At 72.6% G+C, this 19,825-nt stretch carries 15 protein-coding genes, 2 tRNA genes and 1 pseudogene; 7 read left to right on the top strand and 11 right to left on the bottom strand.

The features are described from left to right. The first annotated feature begins 194 nt into the window (after positions 1–194). The 3 genes from M2266_RS28850 (at position 195) to M2266_RS28860 (ending at position 2,498) form a co-directional block, all read left to right on the top strand. On the top strand, positions 195–551 hold the full coding sequence (locus M2266_RS28850) for a chorismate mutase (RefSeq protein ID WP_277440830.1): 357 nt from the start codon (positions 195–197) through the stop codon (positions 549–551). 199 nt (positions 552–750) lie between these two features. Then, a complete protein-coding gene (locus M2266_RS28855) occupies positions 751–960 on the top strand; it encodes a hypothetical protein (protein ID WP_277440831.1) in 210 nt (69 codons plus the stop codon). Then, positions 960–2,498 carry an aldehyde dehydrogenase family protein gene (locus M2266_RS28860; RefSeq protein ID WP_277440832.1) on the top strand — a complete coding sequence of 513 codons (1,539 nt, stop codon included), beginning with the start codon at positions 960–962 and terminating at the stop codon, positions 2,496–2,498. Before M2266_RS28855 ends, M2266_RS28860 begins: the two co-directional genes overlap by 1 nt. Before the next feature lie 44 nt (positions 2,499–2,542). On the opposite strand, the gene M2266_RS28865 is transcribed toward M2266_RS28860, so the two are convergent. Further along, positions 2,543–3,868 (bottom strand): DUF2254 family protein, encoded by a 1,326-nt coding sequence (locus M2266_RS28865; protein ID WP_277441400.1) that lies wholly within the window; start codon positions 3,866–3,868, stop codon positions 2,543–2,545. Between the two features lie 149 nt (positions 3,869–4,017). On the opposite strand from M2266_RS28865, the gene M2266_RS28870 reads away from it, so the two are divergent. Together M2266_RS28870 and M2266_RS28875 are read left to right on the top strand one after the other, a co-directional pair. Further along, positions 4,018–4,102: transfer RNA gene (locus tag M2266_RS28870), tRNA-Leu, on the top strand. Positions 4,103–4,388: 286 nt separating this feature from the next. Next, positions 4,389–7,793: a hypothetical protein gene (locus tag M2266_RS28875; RefSeq protein WP_277440833.1), complete on the top strand. Its 3,405-nt coding sequence runs from the start codon at positions 4,389–4,391 to the stop codon at positions 7,791–7,793. A 10-nt stretch (positions 7,794–7,803) separates the two neighbouring features. On the opposite strand, the gene M2266_RS28880 is transcribed toward M2266_RS28875, so the two are convergent. The 5 genes and pseudogenes from M2266_RS28880 to M2266_RS28900 all read right to left on the bottom strand — a co-directional run. Further along, the gene (locus M2266_RS28880; RefSeq protein ID WP_277440834.1) at positions 7,804–8,595 is read right to left on the bottom strand and encodes a VOC family protein; all 792 of its coding nucleotides are present in this window, start codon (positions 8,593–8,595) and stop codon (positions 7,804–7,806) included. 163 nt (positions 8,596–8,758) lie between these two features. Next, a complete protein-coding gene (locus tag M2266_RS28885; protein WP_277440835.1) occupies positions 8,759–9,724 on the bottom strand; it encodes an aldo/keto reductase in 966 nt (321 codons plus the stop codon). 114 nt (positions 9,725–9,838) lie between these two features. After that, the gene (locus M2266_RS28890) at positions 9,839–10,732 is read right to left on the bottom strand and encodes a PfkB family carbohydrate kinase (protein ID WP_277440836.1); all 894 of its coding nucleotides are present in this window, start codon (positions 10,730–10,732) and stop codon (positions 9,839–9,841) included. Beyond that, positions 10,729–11,670, bottom strand: a complete 942-nt coding sequence (locus tag M2266_RS28895; protein ID WP_277440837.1) for a pseudouridine-5'-phosphate glycosidase — start codon at positions 11,668–11,670, stop codon at positions 10,729–10,731. The genes M2266_RS28890 and M2266_RS28895 overlap by 4 nt, the downstream gene beginning before the upstream one ends. A gap of 119 nt (positions 11,671–11,789) precedes the next feature. Next, positions 11,790–13,376: pseudogene (locus tag M2266_RS28900) on the bottom strand (ABC-F family ATP-binding cassette domain-containing protein); the annotation flags it as partial. 343 nt (positions 13,377–13,719) lie between these two features. Here M2266_RS28900 and M2266_RS28905 point away from each other — a divergent pair. Both M2266_RS28905 and M2266_RS28910 read left to right on the top strand, forming a co-directional pair. Then, positions 13,720–13,793, top strand: a tRNA-Met gene (locus M2266_RS28905). A 122-nt stretch (positions 13,794–13,915) separates the two neighbouring features. Continuing rightward, positions 13,916–14,719 (top strand): N-formylglutamate amidohydrolase, encoded by an 804-nt coding sequence (locus M2266_RS28910; protein WP_277440838.1) that lies wholly within the window; start codon positions 13,916–13,918, stop codon positions 14,717–14,719. Here M2266_RS28910 and M2266_RS28915 read toward each other — a convergent pair. The 5 genes from M2266_RS28915 to M2266_RS28935 all read right to left on the bottom strand — a co-directional run bounded on the left by M2266_RS28915 (position 14,688) and on the right by M2266_RS28935 (position 19,809). After that, positions 14,688–15,077 (bottom strand): MmcQ/YjbR family DNA-binding protein, encoded by a 390-nt coding sequence (locus M2266_RS28915; protein ID WP_277440839.1) that lies wholly within the window; start codon positions 15,075–15,077, stop codon positions 14,688–14,690. The genes M2266_RS28910 and M2266_RS28915 overlap by 32 nt on opposite strands. Before the next feature lie 127 nt (positions 15,078–15,204). Next, on the bottom strand, positions 15,205–15,837 hold the full coding sequence (locus tag M2266_RS28920) for a TetR/AcrR family transcriptional regulator (RefSeq protein ID WP_277440840.1): 633 nt from the start codon (positions 15,835–15,837) through the stop codon (positions 15,205–15,207). Next, positions 15,825–16,562, bottom strand: coding sequence for an enoyl-CoA hydratase family protein (locus M2266_RS28925; protein WP_277440841.1), 738 nt, complete (start codon positions 16,560–16,562; stop codon positions 15,825–15,827). The genes M2266_RS28920 and M2266_RS28925 overlap by 13 nt, the downstream gene beginning before the upstream one ends. A 146-nt stretch (positions 16,563–16,708) precedes the next feature. After that, positions 16,709–17,893, bottom strand: coding sequence for an acyl-CoA dehydrogenase family protein (locus tag M2266_RS28930; RefSeq protein ID WP_277440842.1), 1,185 nt, complete (start codon positions 17,891–17,893; stop codon positions 16,709–16,711). After that, positions 17,890–19,809 carry a biotin carboxylase N-terminal domain-containing protein gene (locus tag M2266_RS28935; protein ID WP_277441401.1) on the bottom strand — a complete coding sequence of 640 codons (1,920 nt, stop codon included), beginning with the start codon at positions 19,807–19,809 and terminating at the stop codon, positions 17,890–17,892. The genes M2266_RS28930 and M2266_RS28935 overlap by 4 nt, the downstream gene beginning before the upstream one ends. Positions 19,810–19,825 lie beyond the last annotated feature (16 nt).

The following is a 19,825-nucleotide window of genomic DNA, read 5'->3' on the forward strand; positions in this document are numbered from 1 at the left end:
CCGGTTCTTCCGTACGTGCTGACGTGGTGCGACGGACCGGATGTCGGCACCGGCCCCTGGTACAGAGGTTGCCACGGGTGAGCGGCGACGTGCGCCTCGCGGCGGCGCCGGTGATCGGAGACGGTCCTGCGCGGAGGAGGTCTTCAGTAGACTGCGGAGGGCAGCCACGTCGTCAAACCCGAGCGAGAGAACACATGAGCGAGCAGTCGAACGCCTCGGGTACCGCCATCGCCGACGAGGACGTCAGGTCGCGACTGCTGTACCTGCGCGGCAGCATCGACAACCTGGACGCGGCCCTGGTGCATCTGCTCGCCGAGCGGTTCAAGTGCACCCAGCAGGTGGGCGAGCTGAAGGCCGCCCATGACCTGCCGCCGGCCGACCCGGCCCGTGAGGCCGCCCAGATCGCCCGGCTGCGCGAGCTGGCCGAGGACGCCCGGCTGGACCCGGCCTTCGCCGAGAAGATGCTGAACTTCATCATCGGCGAGGTCGTACGGCACCACAACGTGATCGCCGGGCGCTCCGCCGAGGGCGACGCGGCCACCGGGGTCTGACCGACCCGCGGAACCGCCCGAGTGTGGCGTTCACCCCACTCGACGCGAAGTAGCAGCTTCCTGGAACCCCGGTCGCTAGGGTCGCCTGCATGGACGCCCGCCCGGGCGTCGAGACGATGTTCGGACTGCGGCCTGACGACGCCCATGTCACCGCAATGCGGGCGGACGCGTCAACGGCGACGCCCTCCACGCGCTGCGCTTGAGTCAGATTCTAGGCGGGACCAGTGAAATCCTGCTGGTGCACCACGAGGACTGTGCGGCTCTCGGTGATCCCGCCGACGATCTACGGGCGTGTCTGATCCGGCTCCGTGACATCCATGAGCTGCCCCATACCGATGTGGTGCGCGGCTTCGTCAACACGCGCGGTGGTGCTCCGCGCGAGATCCGCCCCGAACGAGCGGAGAACTGATGACCCTCATCCTCAAGCCCGGCACGGCCTGGTCCGACGCCTGGCGGCGTTGCGTCGAGGTCGCCCCGGAGGCTTTCCACGACGATCGCGTACTCAACTACTGGAACGGCCGCTGGCAGGCGGACGGCCGACTGCTGCCGACCACCTCGCCCGTCGACGGCTCTCCCCTCGCCGCCCTTCCGCGACTGGACGCGGCCAGCGCCCACCTTGCGGTACGGGCATCGCTCGACCAGCACCGCGCGTGGCGGGAGGTGCCGCTCGCCGACCGCAAGGCGCGGGTGAGCGCCACCCTGGACGCGCTCACCGAACACCGTGAACTGCTCGCCCTGCTGCTGGTGTGGGAGATCGGCAAGCCCTGGCGGCTCGCCCAGGCGGACGTGGACCGGGCCATCGACGGCGTGCGCTGGTACGTCGACGAGATCGACCGGATGGTCGAGGGCCGTACCCCGCTGCCCGGACCGGTCAGCAACATCGCCAGCTGGAACTACCCGATGAGCGTCCTGGTCCACGCCATGCTGGTGCAGGCGCTCGCCGGCAACGCCGTCATCGCCAAGACCCCCACCGACGGGGGCCTCGCCTGTCTCACCCTCGCCACCGCGCTGGCCGCCCGCGAGGGCCTGCCCGTCACGCTGGTCAGCGGCAGCGGCGGCGAGTTGTCGGAGGCGCTGGTCAGGGCTCCGGAGATCGGCTGCGTCTCCTTCGTCGGCGGCCGCGACGCGGGCGGCCGGGTCGCCGCCTCCGTCGCCGACCTCGGCAAGCGCCACATCCTGGAGCAGGAGGGCCTCAACGCCTGGGGCGTGTGGAACTACACCGACTGGCCCACCCTGACCGGCCACATCCGCAAGACCTTCGACTACGCCAAGCAGCGCTGCACCGCCTACCCGCGGTTCGTCGTGCAGCGCGAGACGTTCGACCAGTTCCTGACCGCGTACCTGCCGGGCGTCCAGGCCGTCACCTTCGGCCACCCGCTGGCCGTCGAGCACCCCGACGACGACCTGCCCGAGCTGGACTTCGGGCCGCTGATCAACGCGGCCAAGGCCAAGGAACTCGGCGACCTGGTCTCCGAGGCGATCAGCCGCGGCGCCGTCCCGCTGCACCACGGGTCCCTCACCCAGGGGCGCTTCCTGCCCGGCCAGGACACCTCCGCGTACCTGCCGCCGGTCACCCTGCTCAACCCGCCCTCGACGTCACCCCTGCACCACGCGGAACCGTTCGGCCCGGTCGACACGCTCGTCCTGGTGGACACCGAGGCCGAGTTGCTGGCCGCCATGAACGCGAGCAACGGCGCGCTGGTGGCGACCCTGGCCACGGACGACCAGGAGACCTTCGCCCGGCTCTCCCCGCAGATCCGGGCCTTCAAGGTCGGTCACAGCAAGCCGCGTTCGCGCGGTGACCGCGAAGAGCTGTTCGGCGGCTTCGGCGCCTCCTGGCGCGGAGCCTTCGTCGGTGGCGAACTGCTGGTCCGCGCCGTCACGCAGGGACCGGCCGACGAACGGCTGCCCGGCAACTTCCCGGACTACCGGCTCCAGCCCAGCTGAGCCGTGACCGGCCCCCGATGGCGTCCGCCGTCATCGGGGGCCGGTCAGCCGATCCCCTGATGGTCGGCGAACAGCGCGAACTCGCGGTCGGCGGCCTCGGGCACCGCCCGCTCCACGGCCTGCACCAGCAGCGCGCGGTGCCGCTCCAGCGGTCGGCGCCGGTCCGGCGGGGCGAGCGACAGCAGATCGGCGAGCCCGGCCAGCAGCCGCCGGGAGACCTGCGGGCTGTCCGCCGAGCACAACCGGATCTCGGTGAACCCCAGATCCACCAGATCACCCCAGGACGGCAGGTCCTGCACCAGCCGCACCGTCCCCGCCCGGTCGGTGTGGTGCACCGCGCCCAGCGGCCGGTCCGCCACCGCCGCCAGGAACTGCACGATCCGGTCCAGGCACTGCACGGCCGTCGTCGGATCGTTGACGGCCGGCGACATCGCCCGCAGCCCGATGTCCGCCAGCTGCCGCAGCCCGAACCCCAGATCCTGGTGGAACGTCCGCTCGACCCCCACCGACACCGCCGACCTCAGCAACCGCTCCGGCAACTTCCCCTCACTCGGACCGTGCACCGTCAGCAGCGGCGTCCCCGGCACCACGAAGTCCCCGATCCGCGGCACCAGCCGCAGCACCGTCCCGCCCCGCCGCGCGATCCGCGCCAGCCGTGCGATGTCCACGTCCCGCAGCACTCCCGCCCGCCCCTGGTGCGTGATCACCGAGACTTCGGCCGGCAGGGGCAGCGCTCCCTGCGCGGACCGCTGCGGGTACACCCCCAGCACCCGGAACGACTCCCTGGTGATCCGGTCGATCACATGGCTGATCCGCATCAGCCGGATCGTGGCGTTCACATATGCCACGAACAGTGCCAGGCTGATCAGCACCAGCAGTACCGCGGTCAGCAGCGTGAACACCGGCACGCTCGTGACCAGCTTCGGATCCTGCTCCCCGTCGTACGCCGCCTGACCCACCAGCGAGAACAGGAACGTCGCGAGGAACACCGCGAACGTCGCCTTGGTGATCCGGCTGCGCACGTACAGTCGCACCACCCGGGGCGAGAACTGGCTGCTCGCCATCTGCAGCGCGACCAGCGAGATGCTGAAGACCACGCCGATGAACGTCAGCATCGCCGAGCCCACCGTCGTCACGATCGACTTCGCGTCATCCGCGATCTTGATCAGTGACGCGACCGAGTCGTAGTCGCCCTCGTCCTGCAGTGCCTCGATCAGCCAGGCATCCAGCTCCGCGACCGCCCCGGCCAGCAGCAGCGCCCCGACCAGCCCCACGGCGGGCGCGAACCAGAACGTGTCCCGCAGGTGCTCCCGCAACGGCGACAGCGCTCGTGGCCTGCGACTTTCCCGCACGGTAACCGAAGGTGACATATCGCTCACACCCGGACCATACGTCCTCCCGCCCCCCGAACCCGGGACCTCGCCCGCACCGGCGCACGGCCCCCATATGCAGGTGAGAACCACTCCGATTCCTTGGTATCGTTGTCCATGTCGCCGCGGGAAACCCCGGCACACACCCTGTCCGGGTGGCGGAATGGCAGACGCGCTAGCTTGAGGTGCTAGTGCCCTTTATCGGGCGTGGGGGTTCAAGTCCCCCCTCGGACACTTTTCCTGTAGTTCTCACAGTGTCGGCCGGTTACCGGTCGGCACTGTTTGCGTTTCCGTGAGCGCTCGAGCGCTCTCCTGAGCCCGGGACCCGTTGCCTCGCCTTCACGGACGCCGCGGTCGTCCCCAGGGCCACAGCGGCGCGTCTCCGCCACCGCGGGTCGGCTCATCGACCCGCGGTGGCGGAGGCGATCAGGAGGCCGCGGCGGGTCACGGTGCTCCGTTGGCTTCGTGCGCGCAGGAATTCGCTGGTCGGGACCGGGGTCGCCCCGGCAGAATCGCGGTCATGGCCGCTACCCCGCTCGATTCCGGATCGCTCGCCGACGCGCTGATCGAGGCGTTGGAGCCGCTGCCGTACCCCGCGCGCATGCGCGAGCTGGCTCGGCGTGCGCGGGAGGCTGCCCGGCGGGGTGAGCTGGCTGGACTGTTGCGGGAGCTTTCGGCTCGTGGGGTGTATGAGCGGCGGCTGGCTGCCACCGCGGCCGCGGTCGGGCGTGAGGACGGGTATCTGCGGGCCAGGCTCGCGGATCCGGACGCGCTGGTGCGCGGGATCGCGGTCAAGGCGGTCGAGCGGGGGCACCTTTCCGACGACGCGGTCGTCGACGCCCTGCACGACGCCCCCGCCGCCGTGCGCCGGCAGGTGGTTCGGGCGGTCGTCGCCGGGCGGCGCTCCGCGCTCGCCGACCGGCTGATCGATCCCTTCCGGACGGACTGGGGCGACGCGGAAGCGGTCCGGCTGCTGGCCGCCTGCGGACCGGCGACCGTCGTACGGCTGCTGCCGAAGCTGTCCCACGCCGTCAGCGGATGGACGCTGCTGGGTCTGCGGCACCCCGTCGCCGTGCTCGACGCGGCGGCACGCCAACTCGGGGCGCTGCCCGAGGCGATGCGCGGTGCCTGGTGGGACCGGCGGGGGGCGGGCGTGGCGGCGGCGGTGACGGCGGAGCCGGAGCGCGTGCTCGATCTGCTGGAGCGCCAGTGCCCCGGGCCACTCCCGGCCCGGCTCTTGGATCGGATCGAGGACCTCCTGTCGGCGGCGCCCGGCCGTACCCTGCGCTACCTCCTGGCCCCCGAGCGTGCCGACGAGTTGCGGCGGCGGGGCCTCAAGCGCTCCACCCTGAACCGCCTCATACGCCTGGACCCGCCCGAACTCGCCGAGCTCGGCCGGGCCATGAGCCAGAACCACGCGGCTCTCGCCAGGTTGCTCAAGGCGCTGCCGCCGTCCCGTCGCGACGTGCTGTTCGATGTCTTCACCGCCGGACAGGACCTGAGCAGGGTGGCTCTGGACCCCGCCCTGCTCGCGGTGCTTCCGCACGCGCGTCGCGCGTCCGAGGCGCGGCGGATGGCCGCTCAGGCGCGCGAGCGCGGAGGGTCCTGGGCGACGGTGCTGACCGCGGTCTCCTTCCTGCCGGTCGGGGAGGCGGCGGAGGAGCTGACGGCCGCGACCCGGCGGTCCGCGGCCGAGGAGCGGGCCCAGGCGTGGCCGTTGCTGGTGCGCAACGCGGCCCGTTCCGGCGAACCCGCGCGGGTCACCGCGATGCTGGGCGCTCTGGAACGCCTGCGCAACGAGCAGGACCCGGTGCGGTCCGCCGCGCTGGGAGCGCTCGCCGAAACGCATCCCCGACTCTTCACGAATGACGACGCGGGCGTCCTCGAGCGCATCACCACGGACGCGATCGAGGCCCGCGACTCGTCCTGGCAGACCCGCCAGGCCCTGCGGACGCTCGCGGTCAACCTGCTGCGCGAACATGCCGTCACCCGGGAGCAGCGGCTGATCGGCTGGGCGCTGGGCACACTGGAAAGGCTGCACGGGCACACCGGTGGCGTCCATCTGGGCCGGCTGGACGAAGGGCTGCGCCGGGGGCAGGAACACGAGGTGTTCGAGGCGCTGCGGCCGTGGCTGGAGGCGGGCGCGGACAAGGTGGACCACACTCTGACGTTCGCCCTCTACCGCTCGCTGGGCCGGCGCGCCCGTGCCATGCCGCAACTGCGTGAACTGCTGTGGCAGGCGATCCTGTTCGGAAACGACGCGACGGTCGAGAAGGCCGTCGGGTACTGGCTGGAGAGCTCGCCGGACCGGGACACCGAGGTGACCGGGATCCTCGCGCTCGAACCGTCCGCGGCCGTGCTGCGGCCCGTCCTGACCGTACTGACCGAGCACCGTACCGACCTGCTCGACACCGTCCTGGGCGACACTCCGCCCTACGGCCGCTTCCTCGTCGCAGGTGCCCCGTGGGTACCGTGGATCGGCAGCCCGGTGAACCGCTGGTTGCCTCGCCACCAGGCCGCCGCCGCGCGGCTGCTGGCCCGGCGCGCCGAGGACGCCTCGCTGCAGACGCACGAGCGCACCTCGGCGATCGCCCAGGTCGCCGTCATCCCGGAACTCGGCGCCGGCGTGGTCCGCCGCTTCGTCCGCTCGACCAGCGTGCCGCTCGCCGAAGCCGCACTCGGCGCTCTGGTGTGGACGGATAGGCCGGGGGAGGCGCTGCCGGAGCTGCTCGCGCACCTCGGGGGCGACCGCGCGCGGGTGGCTGCCTACGCGGCGACCCGGGCGACGCTGTACGCCGAGCCCTCGCGACTGCGTGTGCTCCTGCGCGCCGTACTGCTGCCGGAGGACGCCGCCCCGACGAAGGTGACCAGCCGCAAGGAGGCGGCCCGGCTGGCCGCCACCCGGCTTTCGCCGGCGGACGCGGCCGCGCTGCTCGCCGACACCTACCGTCGTGCCGGGCAACACCGTGACGTACAGGCCGCGTGCGTGGCGTTCGCGACCGGGCTGCTCGACCGGGATCCGGCGTGGGAGCTGCTGGAAGCGGCGGCGGGCGGAGGGCCCGAGGTGCGTCAGGCCGTACTGCGCGCCCATCCGCTCGACCTCGCGGACCGGCACCGCGCGCGCTACGCGCGGCTCGTCACCACCGTGTGCGAGAGCGCCGACGCGGAGACCGCCCTGCGCGGATTCGCGGCCCTTCCGTCCTGGGCACCCTGGGCACAGGACGCGGCGCGGGCGCTCGTTTCCGCCGTGACCGATCCGGACAATCGGCAGACCTGGTCCGCGGCGACCGGGGCGCTGGTCGCCCTGGCCATCGCCGAGCCGGCCGGCTCGGGGCACGGGGACCCGCTGACGCGCGCGTTGACCTCGCTGATGGCCGCCGCGGCCCTTCCGGGCGAGCCGGACGCCTCCCCCGACCGGGACCAGCCGGCCCGGCGCCGGGTCCGGGCACTCGCCGCCCACCTGGGCGAGCAGGCCCGCGAGCCGTCGGGCGCTGCCCGGGGCGTCGCCGAGGCGGCCGGCGAACTCCTCGCCGGAGCCGACGCGTTCGTGCCGGACGCGGCTCACATCCTGGTGAACGCCGTCGACCCGAACGCGGAGCCGGAGGTGCTCACGGCGGCCCTCGTCCGCCTCGTGCGGCTGACCGAGGGCCGCCCCGCGCTCGCCGTCCGTACCGCGAAGGCCCTGCGCGGACGGCTATGGAGCGCGGGGCAGCCGAAAAACCCTGAGACTCTGCTGCCCGTGGCCGCCCGGTTGGCCACGGCGGACGGCTACTGCGCGGGGCTCCTCGCCGTGGTCGTCACCGACGCGGGCGGCAGCCGCACGGGGTGGCCGGAGCCCTGGCGCGAGCAGTTGCGGCTGCTCCGCCGCCACGCCCATGCGGACGTGCGTGACGAGGCGCTGCTGCTGAAGACCGCACCCGAGTAGGACGCGTTTGTCAGGGCTTGACGGGTTCGTTCGTCGCCACCACGGCGAAGGCGGCGCCCTGCGGGTCCAGCACGACCGCCATCCGGCCGACCTTGTCCATGTCGAAGGGGGGCGCCATCACCGAGCCGCCCGCACGCACCAGCGCGGCAACCGTGCTGTCGACGTCGTCGACGCAGAAGTTCACCAGCCAGTGCGGCGGGACGCCTTCCGGCAGGTTCTCCATGCCCTGCACACCGCCGATGGTGCGGCCCTTGACCTGGAAGCCGGTGAACTCCGGCAGGTCCGGCATCGGGGCGGCCTCCAGGCCCAGCGCCGCCTGGTAGAAGTCGCCGGCGCCCTTCGGGTCGGGGGTGCTGAGCTGGTTCCAGACCAGGGCGCCGGGTTCGTTCACGATCGCGGCACCGGGGAATTCCTTCGGCTGCCACGCACCGAACACCGCGCCCTGTGGGTCCGCGGCGACCAGCATCCGGCCAAGATCGCTGACGTCCATGGCGGGCGCGATCAGCGTGCCGCCGTTGGCGGTGATCGCGGCCTGTGTGGCGTCGGCGTCCGCCGTGCAGAAGTAGCTGCTCCAGGTGGGTGGCGGCGGGGGCTGGTCGCCCATCGCCATCGACTTCATCATGCCCGCGACGGGCTTGCCCTTCAGCGTGCAGATCGAGTAGCCACCGAACTCTTCGGGGCCGATCTCGCCCTGCCAGCCGAAGAGGTCACGGTAGAAGTCCAGGGCGGCCTGCTGGTCCGGGACCATCAGGTCGATCCAGCAGGGTGTACCGGGTTCGTAAGGAGCGGTGACTTCGGACATCGTGCGTCTCCCAGTGGTGGTCCGCCCCGGGCCGGTGCCCGCGCGGGTCTGTCCCCCCACGGACCACCTTCCTCGCGCTCCGCCCGGAGCGCCATCGGACGCGCGGAAGCGCCCGTTCCCGACCGGTGCGCGCGGTCGCGGTCGCGCGGCCGCGCGCACGCCGTCAGTATCGGGTGCCCGTGGCCGCCGGGAGATCGTCCAGCTCGGCGAGGTCGGCGGGGGAGAGGGTGAGGCCGGCGGCTCCCGCGTTGTCGGCCAGGTACTTCGGGGTCTTCGTGCCGGGGATGGGGACGACGTAGCGGCCCTGCGCGAGGACCCAGGCGAGGGCGACCTGGGCGGGGGTGGAGCCGGTGCGTCCGGCGATGGCGCGGACCGTGCCGACCATGGCGAGGTTGGTGCGCAGCGCCTCCTGCTGGAAGCGGGGGAGATTGCGGCGCATGTCGTCCGCGGGGAGGTCGTCGTACGAGCTGAAGCGCCCGGCGAGGAAGCCGCGGCCCAGCGGGGAGAACGGCAGGAAGGCGATGCCCACGCGTTCGCAGTACGGCAGGACGTCCGCCAGCGCGTCGCGGGTCCACAGCGACAGCTCCGACTGGACGGAGGCGACCGGGTGGACGGCGTGGGCCCGCTCGATCTCCTCGACCGTCGCCTCGGACAGCCCGATCCGGCGGGCCTTTCCGGCGGCCACCACCTCGGCGAGGGCGCCCCAGGTCTCCTCGACCGGGACCTCCGTGTCGATACGGTGCAGCTGGTAGAGGTCGACGTAATCGGTGCCCAGCCGGCGCAGGCTCGCGTCGATCGAGGCCTTGACGTGCTCCGGTCGGCCGTTGCGCCCGTATACCGGCAGGCCGTCCTCCGTGCCGGTCAGGACGAGGCCCACCTTGGTGGCGAGTACCGCACGCTCCCGGTAGGGGCCCGCGAGCGCACGGCCGACCAGCTCCTCGTTGGTGTAAGGGCCGTAGGCGTCGGCGGTGTCGATCAGCGTCACCCCCAGATCGAGGGCGCCCCGGACGACCTCGACGGACACCGTGTCATCACGGCCGCTCGGGTCGTAGGCATGGGTCATGCCCATGCAACCGAGTCCGACGACGCCGACTTCGGGGCCCTGGCTGCCGAGTGTGGTGGTGCGCATGGACGCTGCTCCTTCTGCTGGCCGCCGCGTCGGCCGACGGCGGGGAACCGAATCGCTGTGCGATCGCCGACGATCATCACTACCCTGCCGCATCCCGGTGTCCGGGGCTGCTGATTATTCGGGCCGTCCGCCCACCGTGGCCACCGCCGCCGCACCCGTCCGGCAGCCCGCGGCGGCGGCCCCGGCCAGGTCCGCGCCGCTGAGTCGCGCCGCCAGGAAACCGCCGGCGAAGGCGTCGCCGGCGCCCGTTGTGTCGACGGCATCGGCCGTGGCACCGGGCACGCGGGCGGTGAGCGTGCCGTGCTCGGCCACCAGCGCCCCGGCGGCGCCGAGTTTGACCACCGCCACGCGGTGGCCGGTGCTCAACTGCTCGGCGGCGCGCACGGGATCGGCGTCACCGGTCAGCAGTCGGGCCTCCGCGAGGTTCGGCAGCAGCAGGTCCGCCTCCCCGACGGCGTCCAGGAAACGGCGGACGCCGAGCTGCTGGAGGAATCCGGTGGAGGCGGGGTCCACGCTCACCGGGATTCCTCCGGCGCGGGCCGCCGTGATGGCCAGCGCGGCGAGTCTCCGGCCGGCCTCGTTGAAGAACAGGTATCCGGAGAGGTGCAGTTGGCCGGTTCCGTCCAGCAGCGCCGCGTCCCAGTCCGCCGGGCCGAGCCGCACGCTCGCGCCGCTGTCGGTGACCAGGGTGCGTTCCGCGGAAGCGTCGACCAGCGCGATGACGACGGCGGTCGGCAGCGACGGGTCGACGCGCAGGTGCGGCCGTACCCCGCAGCGCCGCAGTACGTCCCGGTGCCAGTCGGCGGAGTCCGCCCCCGCGCGGGCCAGCAGCCGCACATCGGCTCCCGAACGGGCCGCCCAGGCGGCGGTGTTGGCGCCCGACCCGCCGGGTCTGACCGCGATCCGGGCGGAGGTGTCGGTGTCGGGCGCGAGCGGTTTGTGGTGCAGGGCCACGATGTCGGTGACGACATCACCGATGACCAGCAGGGACGTGCCGGCCGCGGTCATGCGGGCCGCGACCAGTGCCCGGCTATCGCGGCGGCGAGCCGGACGTTGCCCCGCACCGCCGCCAGGTTCGCCTCCAGCGAGGCCCCGCCGGTGTGTTCGGCGAAGTAGGCGAGCAGGAAGGGCGTGATGGCCTGGCCGGTGATCCCCGCCGCGCGGGCGGCCTCGTGGGCGGCGACGAGGACCCGGTCGTGCAGCGCGGGATCGAGCTGCTCGGCCTCGGGTACGGGATTGGCCACGATCAGCGCGGCGCCCGGACCTCCCAGCGCGTCCTGGGCACTCATCACGGCGGCGACCTCCGAGGGTTCCTGCACCGTCCAGTCCAGCGGCTCACCCGAACTCGTCAGGTAGAAACCGGGGAAGGTGCCGGTACGGAAGCCGAGGACGCCGACGCCCAGCGTCTCCAGACGCTGCAGAGTGGCCGGCACGTCGAGGATCGACTTCACGCCCGCGCAGACCACCGTGACGCGGGTGCGGGCGAGCAGCCGCAGGTCCGCGGACTCGTCCTGGTGGCTGACCCAGTCGCGGTGCACTCCGCCGAGGCCTCCGGTGGCGAAGACCCGGATCCCGGCACGGGCGGCCAGGAACGCCGTGCCGGAGACCGTCGTCGCCCCGCTCGCGCCGGTGGCCAGGGCCGGCGCGAGGTCGCGGTGACCGAGCTTGCGCAGGCCCTGGTCGCTCGCGACCCGCTCCAGCTGGTCCTTGGCGAGCCCGATGTGCGCGGTCCCGTCGAGGACGGCGACGGTTGCCGGAACCGCGCCCGTGGCACGGACGATCTCCTCCAGCTCCACGGCCACCCGGAGGTTGCGGGGCCGGGGGAGTCCGTGGGCGATGATCGTCGATTCGAGGGCCACCACGGGCGCGCGCCGGTCGAGGGCATCCCGCACCTCGTCGGAGAGCGCAAGGGAGAACGAGCGGGGAACGACTGTACGAGGGTCCATCCCTCATTCCTGTCGGACCGCCGACGTTCCCAAACCTCCGGCTCCCACCTGCGGCTCACACCTCCCGCTCCGGCCCCCTCTCGCGGCTCCCCGCCGGCGGTGGGCGGATCGATGCCGGTCAGTTCGCCGTCGAGCCGCACCCAGCGGGTGATGCCGATGCCGCGCAGGAAGGGCAGATCGTGTCCGGCCACGATCAGCGCCCCCTGGTACGAGGCCAGGGCGGCGGTGAGGCTGCGCACGCTGGCCAGGTCCAGGTTGTTCGTCGGCTCGTCGAGCATCAGCAGCTGCGGGGCGGGGTCGGCGAGCATCAGCGCGGCAAGCGACGCGCGGAACCGTTCACCACCCGACAGGGTGCGGACCGGCTGGTCCGCGCGCCCGCCCCGGAAGAGGAAGCGGGCCAGCCGCGCCCTGATCTGGTTGTCGGTCGCGCCGGGCGCGAAGCGGGCGACATTGCCCGCGATCGTCAGCTCGTCGTCCAGCAGGTCCAGTCGCTGCGGCAGGTAGCGCATCGGCACGTGCGCCACCGCCTCGCCCGCCACCGGCTCGATCTGCCCGGCGATCGTCCGCAGCAAGGTGGACTTGCCCGCCCCGTTGCGGCCCAGCAGCGCGATCCGCTCCGGGCCCCGCACCTCCAGCTCGGCGCGGGCGCCGTAGCGCACCTCCAAGCCGTGCAGGGTCAGTACGGTCCTGCCGGCGGGAACGGCGGTGTGGGGCAGGTCGATCCGGATCTCGGCGTCGTCCCTGACCGCCTCGACGGCCTCGTCGAGCCGTTCCTTCGCCTCCTCCAGTCGCTCGGTGTGCAGGGTGCGGTGCTTGCCGGCGGAGACCTGGGCGTCACGCTTGCGCTGGTTCATCACGATCTTCGGCTCGCGCTTCGTGTCAAACATCTTCTGGGCGTAACGGGCCCGGCCGGCCAGCTTGATCCGGGCCTCGACCAGGTCGCGCTTCTGCCGGCGCACATCGGTGCCGGCCACCCGCACCATCCGTTCCGCCGCCTCCTGCTCGACGGCGACGGCTTCCTCGTACGCCGAGAAGTTCCCGCCGTACCAGTGGCTCTCGCCGCCGCGCAGCTCGGCGATCCGGTCGACCAACTCCAGCAGCTCCCGGTCGTGGCTGACCACGAGCAGCAGCCCCGACCAGGACGCGACGGCGTCGTGGAGGCGGCGCCGGGCCTCCCTGTCCAGGTTGTTCGTCGGTTCGTCCAGCAGCAGGACGTCGGGTCGGCGCAGCAGCAGTGCGGCCAGCCGCAGCAGGACCGACTCGCCGCCCGAGACCTCGCCGATGGTGCGGTCGAGGCTGATGTGGCCGAGACCGAGCTGGTCCAGGGTGGCGAGGGCGCGCTCCTCCACGTCCCAGTCGTCGCCGACCGCGGTGAAGTGCTCCTCGCTCGCGTCGCCGCTCTCGATCGCGTGCAGGGCGGCGCGGGTCGCGTCGATGCCGAGCGCGGTGTCGACCCTGACGGACGTGTCGAGCGAGACGTTCTGCGGCAGGTAGCCGATCTCGCCGCAGACCCGCACCTGGCCCTCGGTCGGGCGCAGTTCGCCGGCGATGAGCCGGAGCAGCGTCGACTTCCCCGAGCCGTTGAGCCCGATCAGCCCGGTGCGGCCGGGTCCCGTGGCGAAGTCGAAGCCGTCGAGCACGGGGGTGCCGTCGGGCCAGCAGAAGGAGAGGCGGGTGCAGATGACGGAAGGGGGTGCGAATGACATGGAGGCCTCCTGGTTGCTGGATGGGACGGCAACTGCGGAGACACCGGAACGCGACGTGGCTCAACCCCGGAGGGGAGATGACTGGGTGGTGACGCCCTGGCGGAACGGGAGGCGGGTCACGGCCGAGGTCGCACTCGGGCCACGCGGGAACTCCCACGGGCGCGGTGTCTCATGACCTCAAACCAGCAACGGCCTTCTCCGATCGACGACAACAGGGCCGACGACGACGTTACGCGGGGGGCTGTGGGCGTGCAACGCGTTTTCCTTCCGGCTCTCCCGCCCGCGCCGCCCCCGGTAATGATTTGGTCCTGCGTCCCCCGCCGCGTAGGGTGGGGTTCACCGACGCGGGGTGGAGCAGCTCGGTAGCTCGCTGGGCTCATAACCCAGAGGTCGCAGGTTCAAATCCTGTCCCCGCTACTTACGCAGCAGGCCCGGCGCGAAAGCGCCGGGCCTGCTGTTTTGTGCTGTCGCTCTCGCCGGCGCCCGCCGGCGGCGATGAAGCAGGTGAGCGGGTCGCTCGGCTGGGGTATACCGGAGCGATGTACGCCCAGACACCCGGTGCCGACCGATCACCCGTCATCCTCCACGTCCCGCACAGTTCACGCACGCTGACTCCCGCCGCCCGGGGGAGCGTCCTGCTGGACGACACCGCGCTGTCGCGGGAGCTGGACCACATGACGGACGCCCACACCGACCTCATCGCCGGGCGGGCGGCGGACGCCGCGGCCGTCACGCCGTGGACGCACCGCAATGCGCTCTCGCGCCTCGTCGTCGATCCCGAGCGGTTCCCCGACGAGCGGGAGGAGATGCGGGCCGTGGGCATGGGCGCGGTCTACACCCGCACTTCGCACGGCGAGCGGCTTCGGTCCGACGACCCCGTCCACGAACGGGAGTTGCTCGCCGCGCACTTCGTCCCCTACGCGGACGCCTTCACGCGGCTGGTCGACGCCCGCCTCGCGGCCACCGGCCGCGCCGTCATCATCGACGTGCACTCCTACCCGTCCCGGGCCCTGCCCTACGAACTGCACGCGGCGGGCGCCCGCCCCGCCGTCTGCCTGGGCACCGACGAGCACCACACGCCGCCGTGGCTGCTGGAGGCCGCCCGCCGGGCCTTCACGGACTGTGCAGAGCTGGGCCTCAACACCCCGTTCGCGGGCTGCTACGTCCCGCTCAAGCACTACGCCCACACCACCGAGGTGTCCGCACTCATGATCGAGATCCGCCGGGACCTCTATATGACGGAGCCCGGCGGAGCGCCCACGGACGGTCTGGCCGCCGTCGCACGAGCACTGACGGCACTCGTCGACGCCGTCACGGGGCAGGCGGCCCGTCCAACTCCTTGACGAGGCGTTTGGGGGCGATCACGCGATAGCTCTCCTCCGTCCAGTCCGACAACAGTTCCGCGGGCGGGACGCCCTCGTCGAGGGGGATCCGGACCCAACCCGCCTTGCCCAGGCCGTAGCCGGCGGGCTCGGCGCCGGGTGCGGTCAGCGCGTGGGCGTGGACCTCCTCGTCCTTGAGCTTCACGGTGATGGCCGGCGGATAGCTGCCGTCCTCGACGCCGAGGAAGACGAAGACCTTCTTGTTGACCTTGATGACGGATTCGCCCCAGGGGAACTCCTCGACGGCCCCCGGCAGCCGCAGGGCGAACGCGCGGACCTTCCCGCGGACGGCGAGCGGATCATGGGCGCGGCGGGGCATGGCGACTCCAGGAGCTCGGGCGGCGGGCCGGTGGCTGTCTGTCACCGATGGTAGGGCTGGGGTCCGACAGCCCGCCTGCCGTGCACGCCCGTGCTGGGGATCGACCGGCAGGCCCGGTACGGCGGCGTCACGATCCCGGCGGTTGCTCCGGACGGGCGTGGATGACGCCGTCCAGGATGCGTGACCACTGCCGGACGATGCCCGCCCGGCGTGCCGAGTCGTCGCTGAGCAGGTTGGCGAGGCCGAGGCCGCGGGCCATGTCCAAGGTGGCCTGGACGGATTCACGGACGCCCTCGACGGCTTCGTCGGCGTCCAGGAACTCCACCGCGAGCCGGTGGGCCTCGCGTCCTATGCGGGCCTCCAGGGCGTTGACCCGGGGTCGCAGTTGTTCCTCGTCCGCGGCCGCGACCCACAGGTGGAGGGCGGCGCGGAAGAGCGGGCCGGTGTAGACGCCGACGAGCATGTCGACGACGGCGCGGGTACGGGACGCGCCATCACGGGGCAGGGCGCGAGCCCCCTCTCGGACGGCGTTCAGCCACTCCTCCGCGACATGCTCGATCGCGGCGGTGAAGAGGTCCTCCCGGTTTCCGAAGTGGTGCTGGGCCGCGCCCCGGGTGAGCCCGGCGCGTTCGCAGACGACCGCCACGGTGCTGCCGCTCCAGCCGCGTTCCGCCAGGCAGGAGACGGCCGCCTCCAGCAGGCGCCGCCGGGTGGCGCGGCTGCGGTCCTGTTTGGGGGTCCGGGTGGTCACAACGCCCATGACGGGTCCCGGCGTTCGACGAAGGACCGTATCCCTTCCGCCGCTTCGGGTGAGGCGAAGAGGCGGGCGGACTGTTCGGCCAGCGCTGCCGTGTCCCGGTCGAAAGCCCGGAGCACCTCGGCGGTGGTGAGTCGTTTGGACTCGGCCAGCCCCTGCGGGGAGGCGGCCCGCAGCCCGTCCAGGATGCTGTCCAGCGCGTCCGCGGTGGTGCTCACCAGACCGATCCGGACGGCTTCGGCGGCGTCGAAGACCTCGCCCGTCAGGTAGTAGCGGGCGGCGGCGCGCGGGTCGGTGCGGGGCAGGACGGGGAGGGAGATGACGGCCGGTGCCAGGCCCAGCCGAGCCTCGGTGAAGGCGAAACTCGCGCCGGCGCCGGCCACGGATATGTCGCACGCCGCGAGCAGCCCGAGGCCGCCGGCCCGTGCGTGGCCGGTGACCCGCGCGACCACGGGTTTGGGCGACTCGACGATGCTCCGCAGCAGCTCCGCCAGGCCGAGCGGGCCGCCCGCGGCCGGATCCTTCAGGTCGGCGCCCGCGCAGAACGTGTTCCCGGTGTGGGTGAGCAGGATCGCGCGGGCGCCGGAGTCCTTGACCGCGTCGTTGAGCCCTTCGCGCAGCTCGCTGATCAGGCGGGCCGACAGGGCGTTGCGGTTGTGCGGCGAGTCCAGGGTGAGCAGGGCGATGCCGCGCTGGTGGTCGCGGCGTACGAAGGGCGCGTCGGACACGATCGGTCTCCTCCAGGCGGATCGGCGAGCCGCGGCGGGCTCAGGGGGACGTGGCGAGCTCACAGGACGTGGCGAATCAGGGGGACGTGGCGGGATGGGAGGACTCGGCGCGCAGCTCGTCAGGAACCGCCGTGGTGGGGTGGATTTCAGTACGACTTGGGCAGGCCCAGGGTGTGGTGCGAGACGAAGTTGAGGATCATCTCACGGCTCACCGGGGCGATCCGGCCCACCCGGGAGGCGGTGAGCAGGGCGGCCAGCCCGTACTCGGTGGTGAGCCCGTTGCCGCCGAGCGTGTGCACGGCCTGGTCGACGGCCTTGGCCCCGGCCTCGGCGGCGGCGTACTTCGCCATGTTGGCGGCCTCGCCCGCCCCCATGTCATCACCCGCGTCGTAGAGGTACGCGGCCTTCTGCATCATCAGCCGGGCGAGCTCCAGTTCGATGTGGGCGACCGCGAGGGGGTGGGCTATCGCCTGGTGGGCGCCGATGGGGGACTGCCACACCTGGCGGGTGCGGGCGTACTCGACGGCCTTGTCCAGGGCGAACCGGCCCATGCCCAGGGAGAACGCGGCCGTCATGATCCGCTCGGGGTTGAGGCCCGCGAACAGCTGCAGCAGCCCGGCGTCCTCATCGCCGACGAGGGCGTCGGCCGGCAGCCGCACATCGTCGAGGAAGAGCTGGAACTGCTTCTCGGGAGCGCCCAGCTCCATCTCTATCTGCCGGTACTCGAACCCCGGTGTCTCCCGGTCGACGATGAACAGGCACGGTTTGAGTTTGCCGGTGCGCGCGTCCTCGGTGCGACCGACGATCAGGGTGGCGTCCGCGATGTCCACACCCGAGATGAAGACCTTGCGGCCGGTCAGCAGCCAGTCGCCCCCGTCGCGGCGCGCGGTGGTGGTGATGCGGTGCGAGTTGGAGCCGGCCTCGGGCTCGGTGATGCCGAAGGCCATCCGCAGCGACCCGTCCGACAGCCCCGGCAGCCAGCGGCGCTTCTGCTCCTCGGTGCCGAAGCGGGCGATGACGGTGCCGCAGATGGCGGGGGAGACGATGAGCAGCAGCAGCGGGCAGCCCGCCGCGCCCAGCTCCTCGAGCACTATCGAGAGTTCGGCCATACCGCCGCCCCCTCCGCCGTACTCCTCCGGGAGGTTCACCCCGAGGTAGCCGAGCGCGCCGGCCTCCCGCCACAGCTCGTCGGTGTGCTTGCCCGCGCGGACGGCGGCGGTGAAGTACTCGCGGCCGTAGCGGCGGCCGAGATCCCCGACGGCGGCACGCAGGGCGCGCCGCTCGTCGCTTTCCAGAAGTGCGCTGTCGAAGGTGCCTTGGCTGGTGGTCATGGGCGTGCTTCCTCCTTGACGACGGCGAGTACGGCGCCGACGTCGACCTGGCGGCCGACCTCGGCGTTCAGTGCGGTGAGCGTTCCCGAGGCGGGAGCGGTGATCCGGTGCTCCATCTTCATCGCCTCGAGCCACAGCAGCGGGCGGCCCGCTTCGACGTGGTCGCCGACGGAGAATTCACCGATCCGGATGACGGTGCCCGGCATGGGAGCGAGCAGTGAGCCCGGCTCGGTACCGCTTTCCGGCACCGGGAAGCGCGGCATGGCGGTGAAGGCGAACGCGCCGAGCGCACAGTCGACGTGCACCCGGTCGCCGTAGACGGCCACGTCGAACGCGCGGCGTACCCCGTCGGCCTCCAGGACGACGTGGCCGCGTTCCGCGTGCAGCAGCCGTACCCCCGGATGGTCGGGAGCGTCCAGGCCGGAGCGGGTGAGGCGGTAGCGGACCTCGTACGGTTCGGCGCCGGGCACCGTCGCGTAGCTCTTGGCCTGCGGTTGAGAAGGAACGTTTCGCCAGCCGCCGAAGGTGGAGCGTCCCGAGGCGTCCGACAGCGCGGCGGCGAGCGCCGCCAGCCGGACGGCGTCCGCGTCCGCGCCGTCCCCCGCCAGAACCGAGGGGTGCTGTTCCAGGAACGCGGTGGAGTGCCGGCCCGCCGCGAACTCCGGGTGCCGCAGGACGCGCACCAGCAGCTCGCGGTTGGTGACCGGACCGTGCAGCCGGGCGCGATCCAGGGCGCGGGCGAGCAGCCGCACGGCCTCGTCCCGGGTGTCGGCCCAGGCGATGACCTTGGCCAGCATCGGGTCGTAGTGCACGCCGATGGTGTCGCCGCTCTCCACCCCGGAGTCGAGCCGCAGCCCGGGGAGTTCGGGCAGTTCCATCCGGTGCAGGACCCCGGACTGCGGCTGCCAGCCGCGCGCCGGGTCCTCCGCGTACAGCCGGGCCTCGATCGCGTGGCCGTGCGGCGCGGGCGGCTCCGCCGGCAGCACGGCGCCCTCGGCGATGCTCAACTGGAGCCGCACGAGATCGATTCCGGTCACACATTCGGTGACCGGATGTTCGACTTGGAGCCGGGTGTTGACCTCCAGGAAGTACGGACGACCACCCGGCGCCACCAGGAACTCGACCGTGCCGGCGCCGGTGTAGCCGATCGCGCGGGCCGCCGCGGCGGCGGCGTCGTGCAGCGTACGGCGCAACGTGTCGTCGATGCCGGGCGCCGGGGTCTCCTCGATCACCTTCTGGTGCCGCCGCTGGACCGAGCAGTCGCGTTCGCCGAGCGTCCACACCGTTCCGTGGGTGTCGGCGAGCAGCTGCACCTCGATGTGCCGGCCCGTCTCCACGAACGGTTCGACGAAGACCTCACCGTCGCCGAAGGCCGAGGCCGCCTCGGCCCGCGCCGCCGCCAGCTCCTCGTCCAGCAGGGCGAGATCGCGCACGATCCGCATGCCGCGCCCACCGCCGCCGGCCGCCGCCTTCACCAGCACCGGAAGGTCGTCCGGGCCGATCGACTCCGGCCGCAGACCGGTCAGCACCGGTACGGAGGCCGCCGCCATGATGGTCTTGGCGCGCGTCTTGGATCCCATGGCCTCGATCACGTCGGGGGACGGGCCGATCCAGACCAGTCCGGCGTCGAGCACGGCCCGCGCGAAGCCGGCGTTCTCGGAGAGGAAGCCGTAGCCGGGGTGGACGGCGTCCGCGCCCGCCGCCTTGGCGGCCGCGACGATCAGATCGCCGCGCAGATACGTGTCGGCCGGAGCGTTCCCGGGCAGGCGTACGGCGCTGTCGGCTTCCCGTACGTGCGGGGCGCCGGCGTCCGCGTCGGAGTACACCGCGACCGTGGCGATCCCCAGGTCGCGGCAGGTACGGAAGACCCGCCGGGCGATCTCGCCACGGTTGGCCACCAGAACGGACTCGATCAGCACGGCCCCCACCTTC

Origin of the sequence: Streptomyces sp. SPB162, assembly GCF_029504575.1 — a bacterium.
Lineage (GTDB): Bacteria > Actinomycetota > Actinomycetes > Streptomycetales > Streptomycetaceae > Actinacidiphila.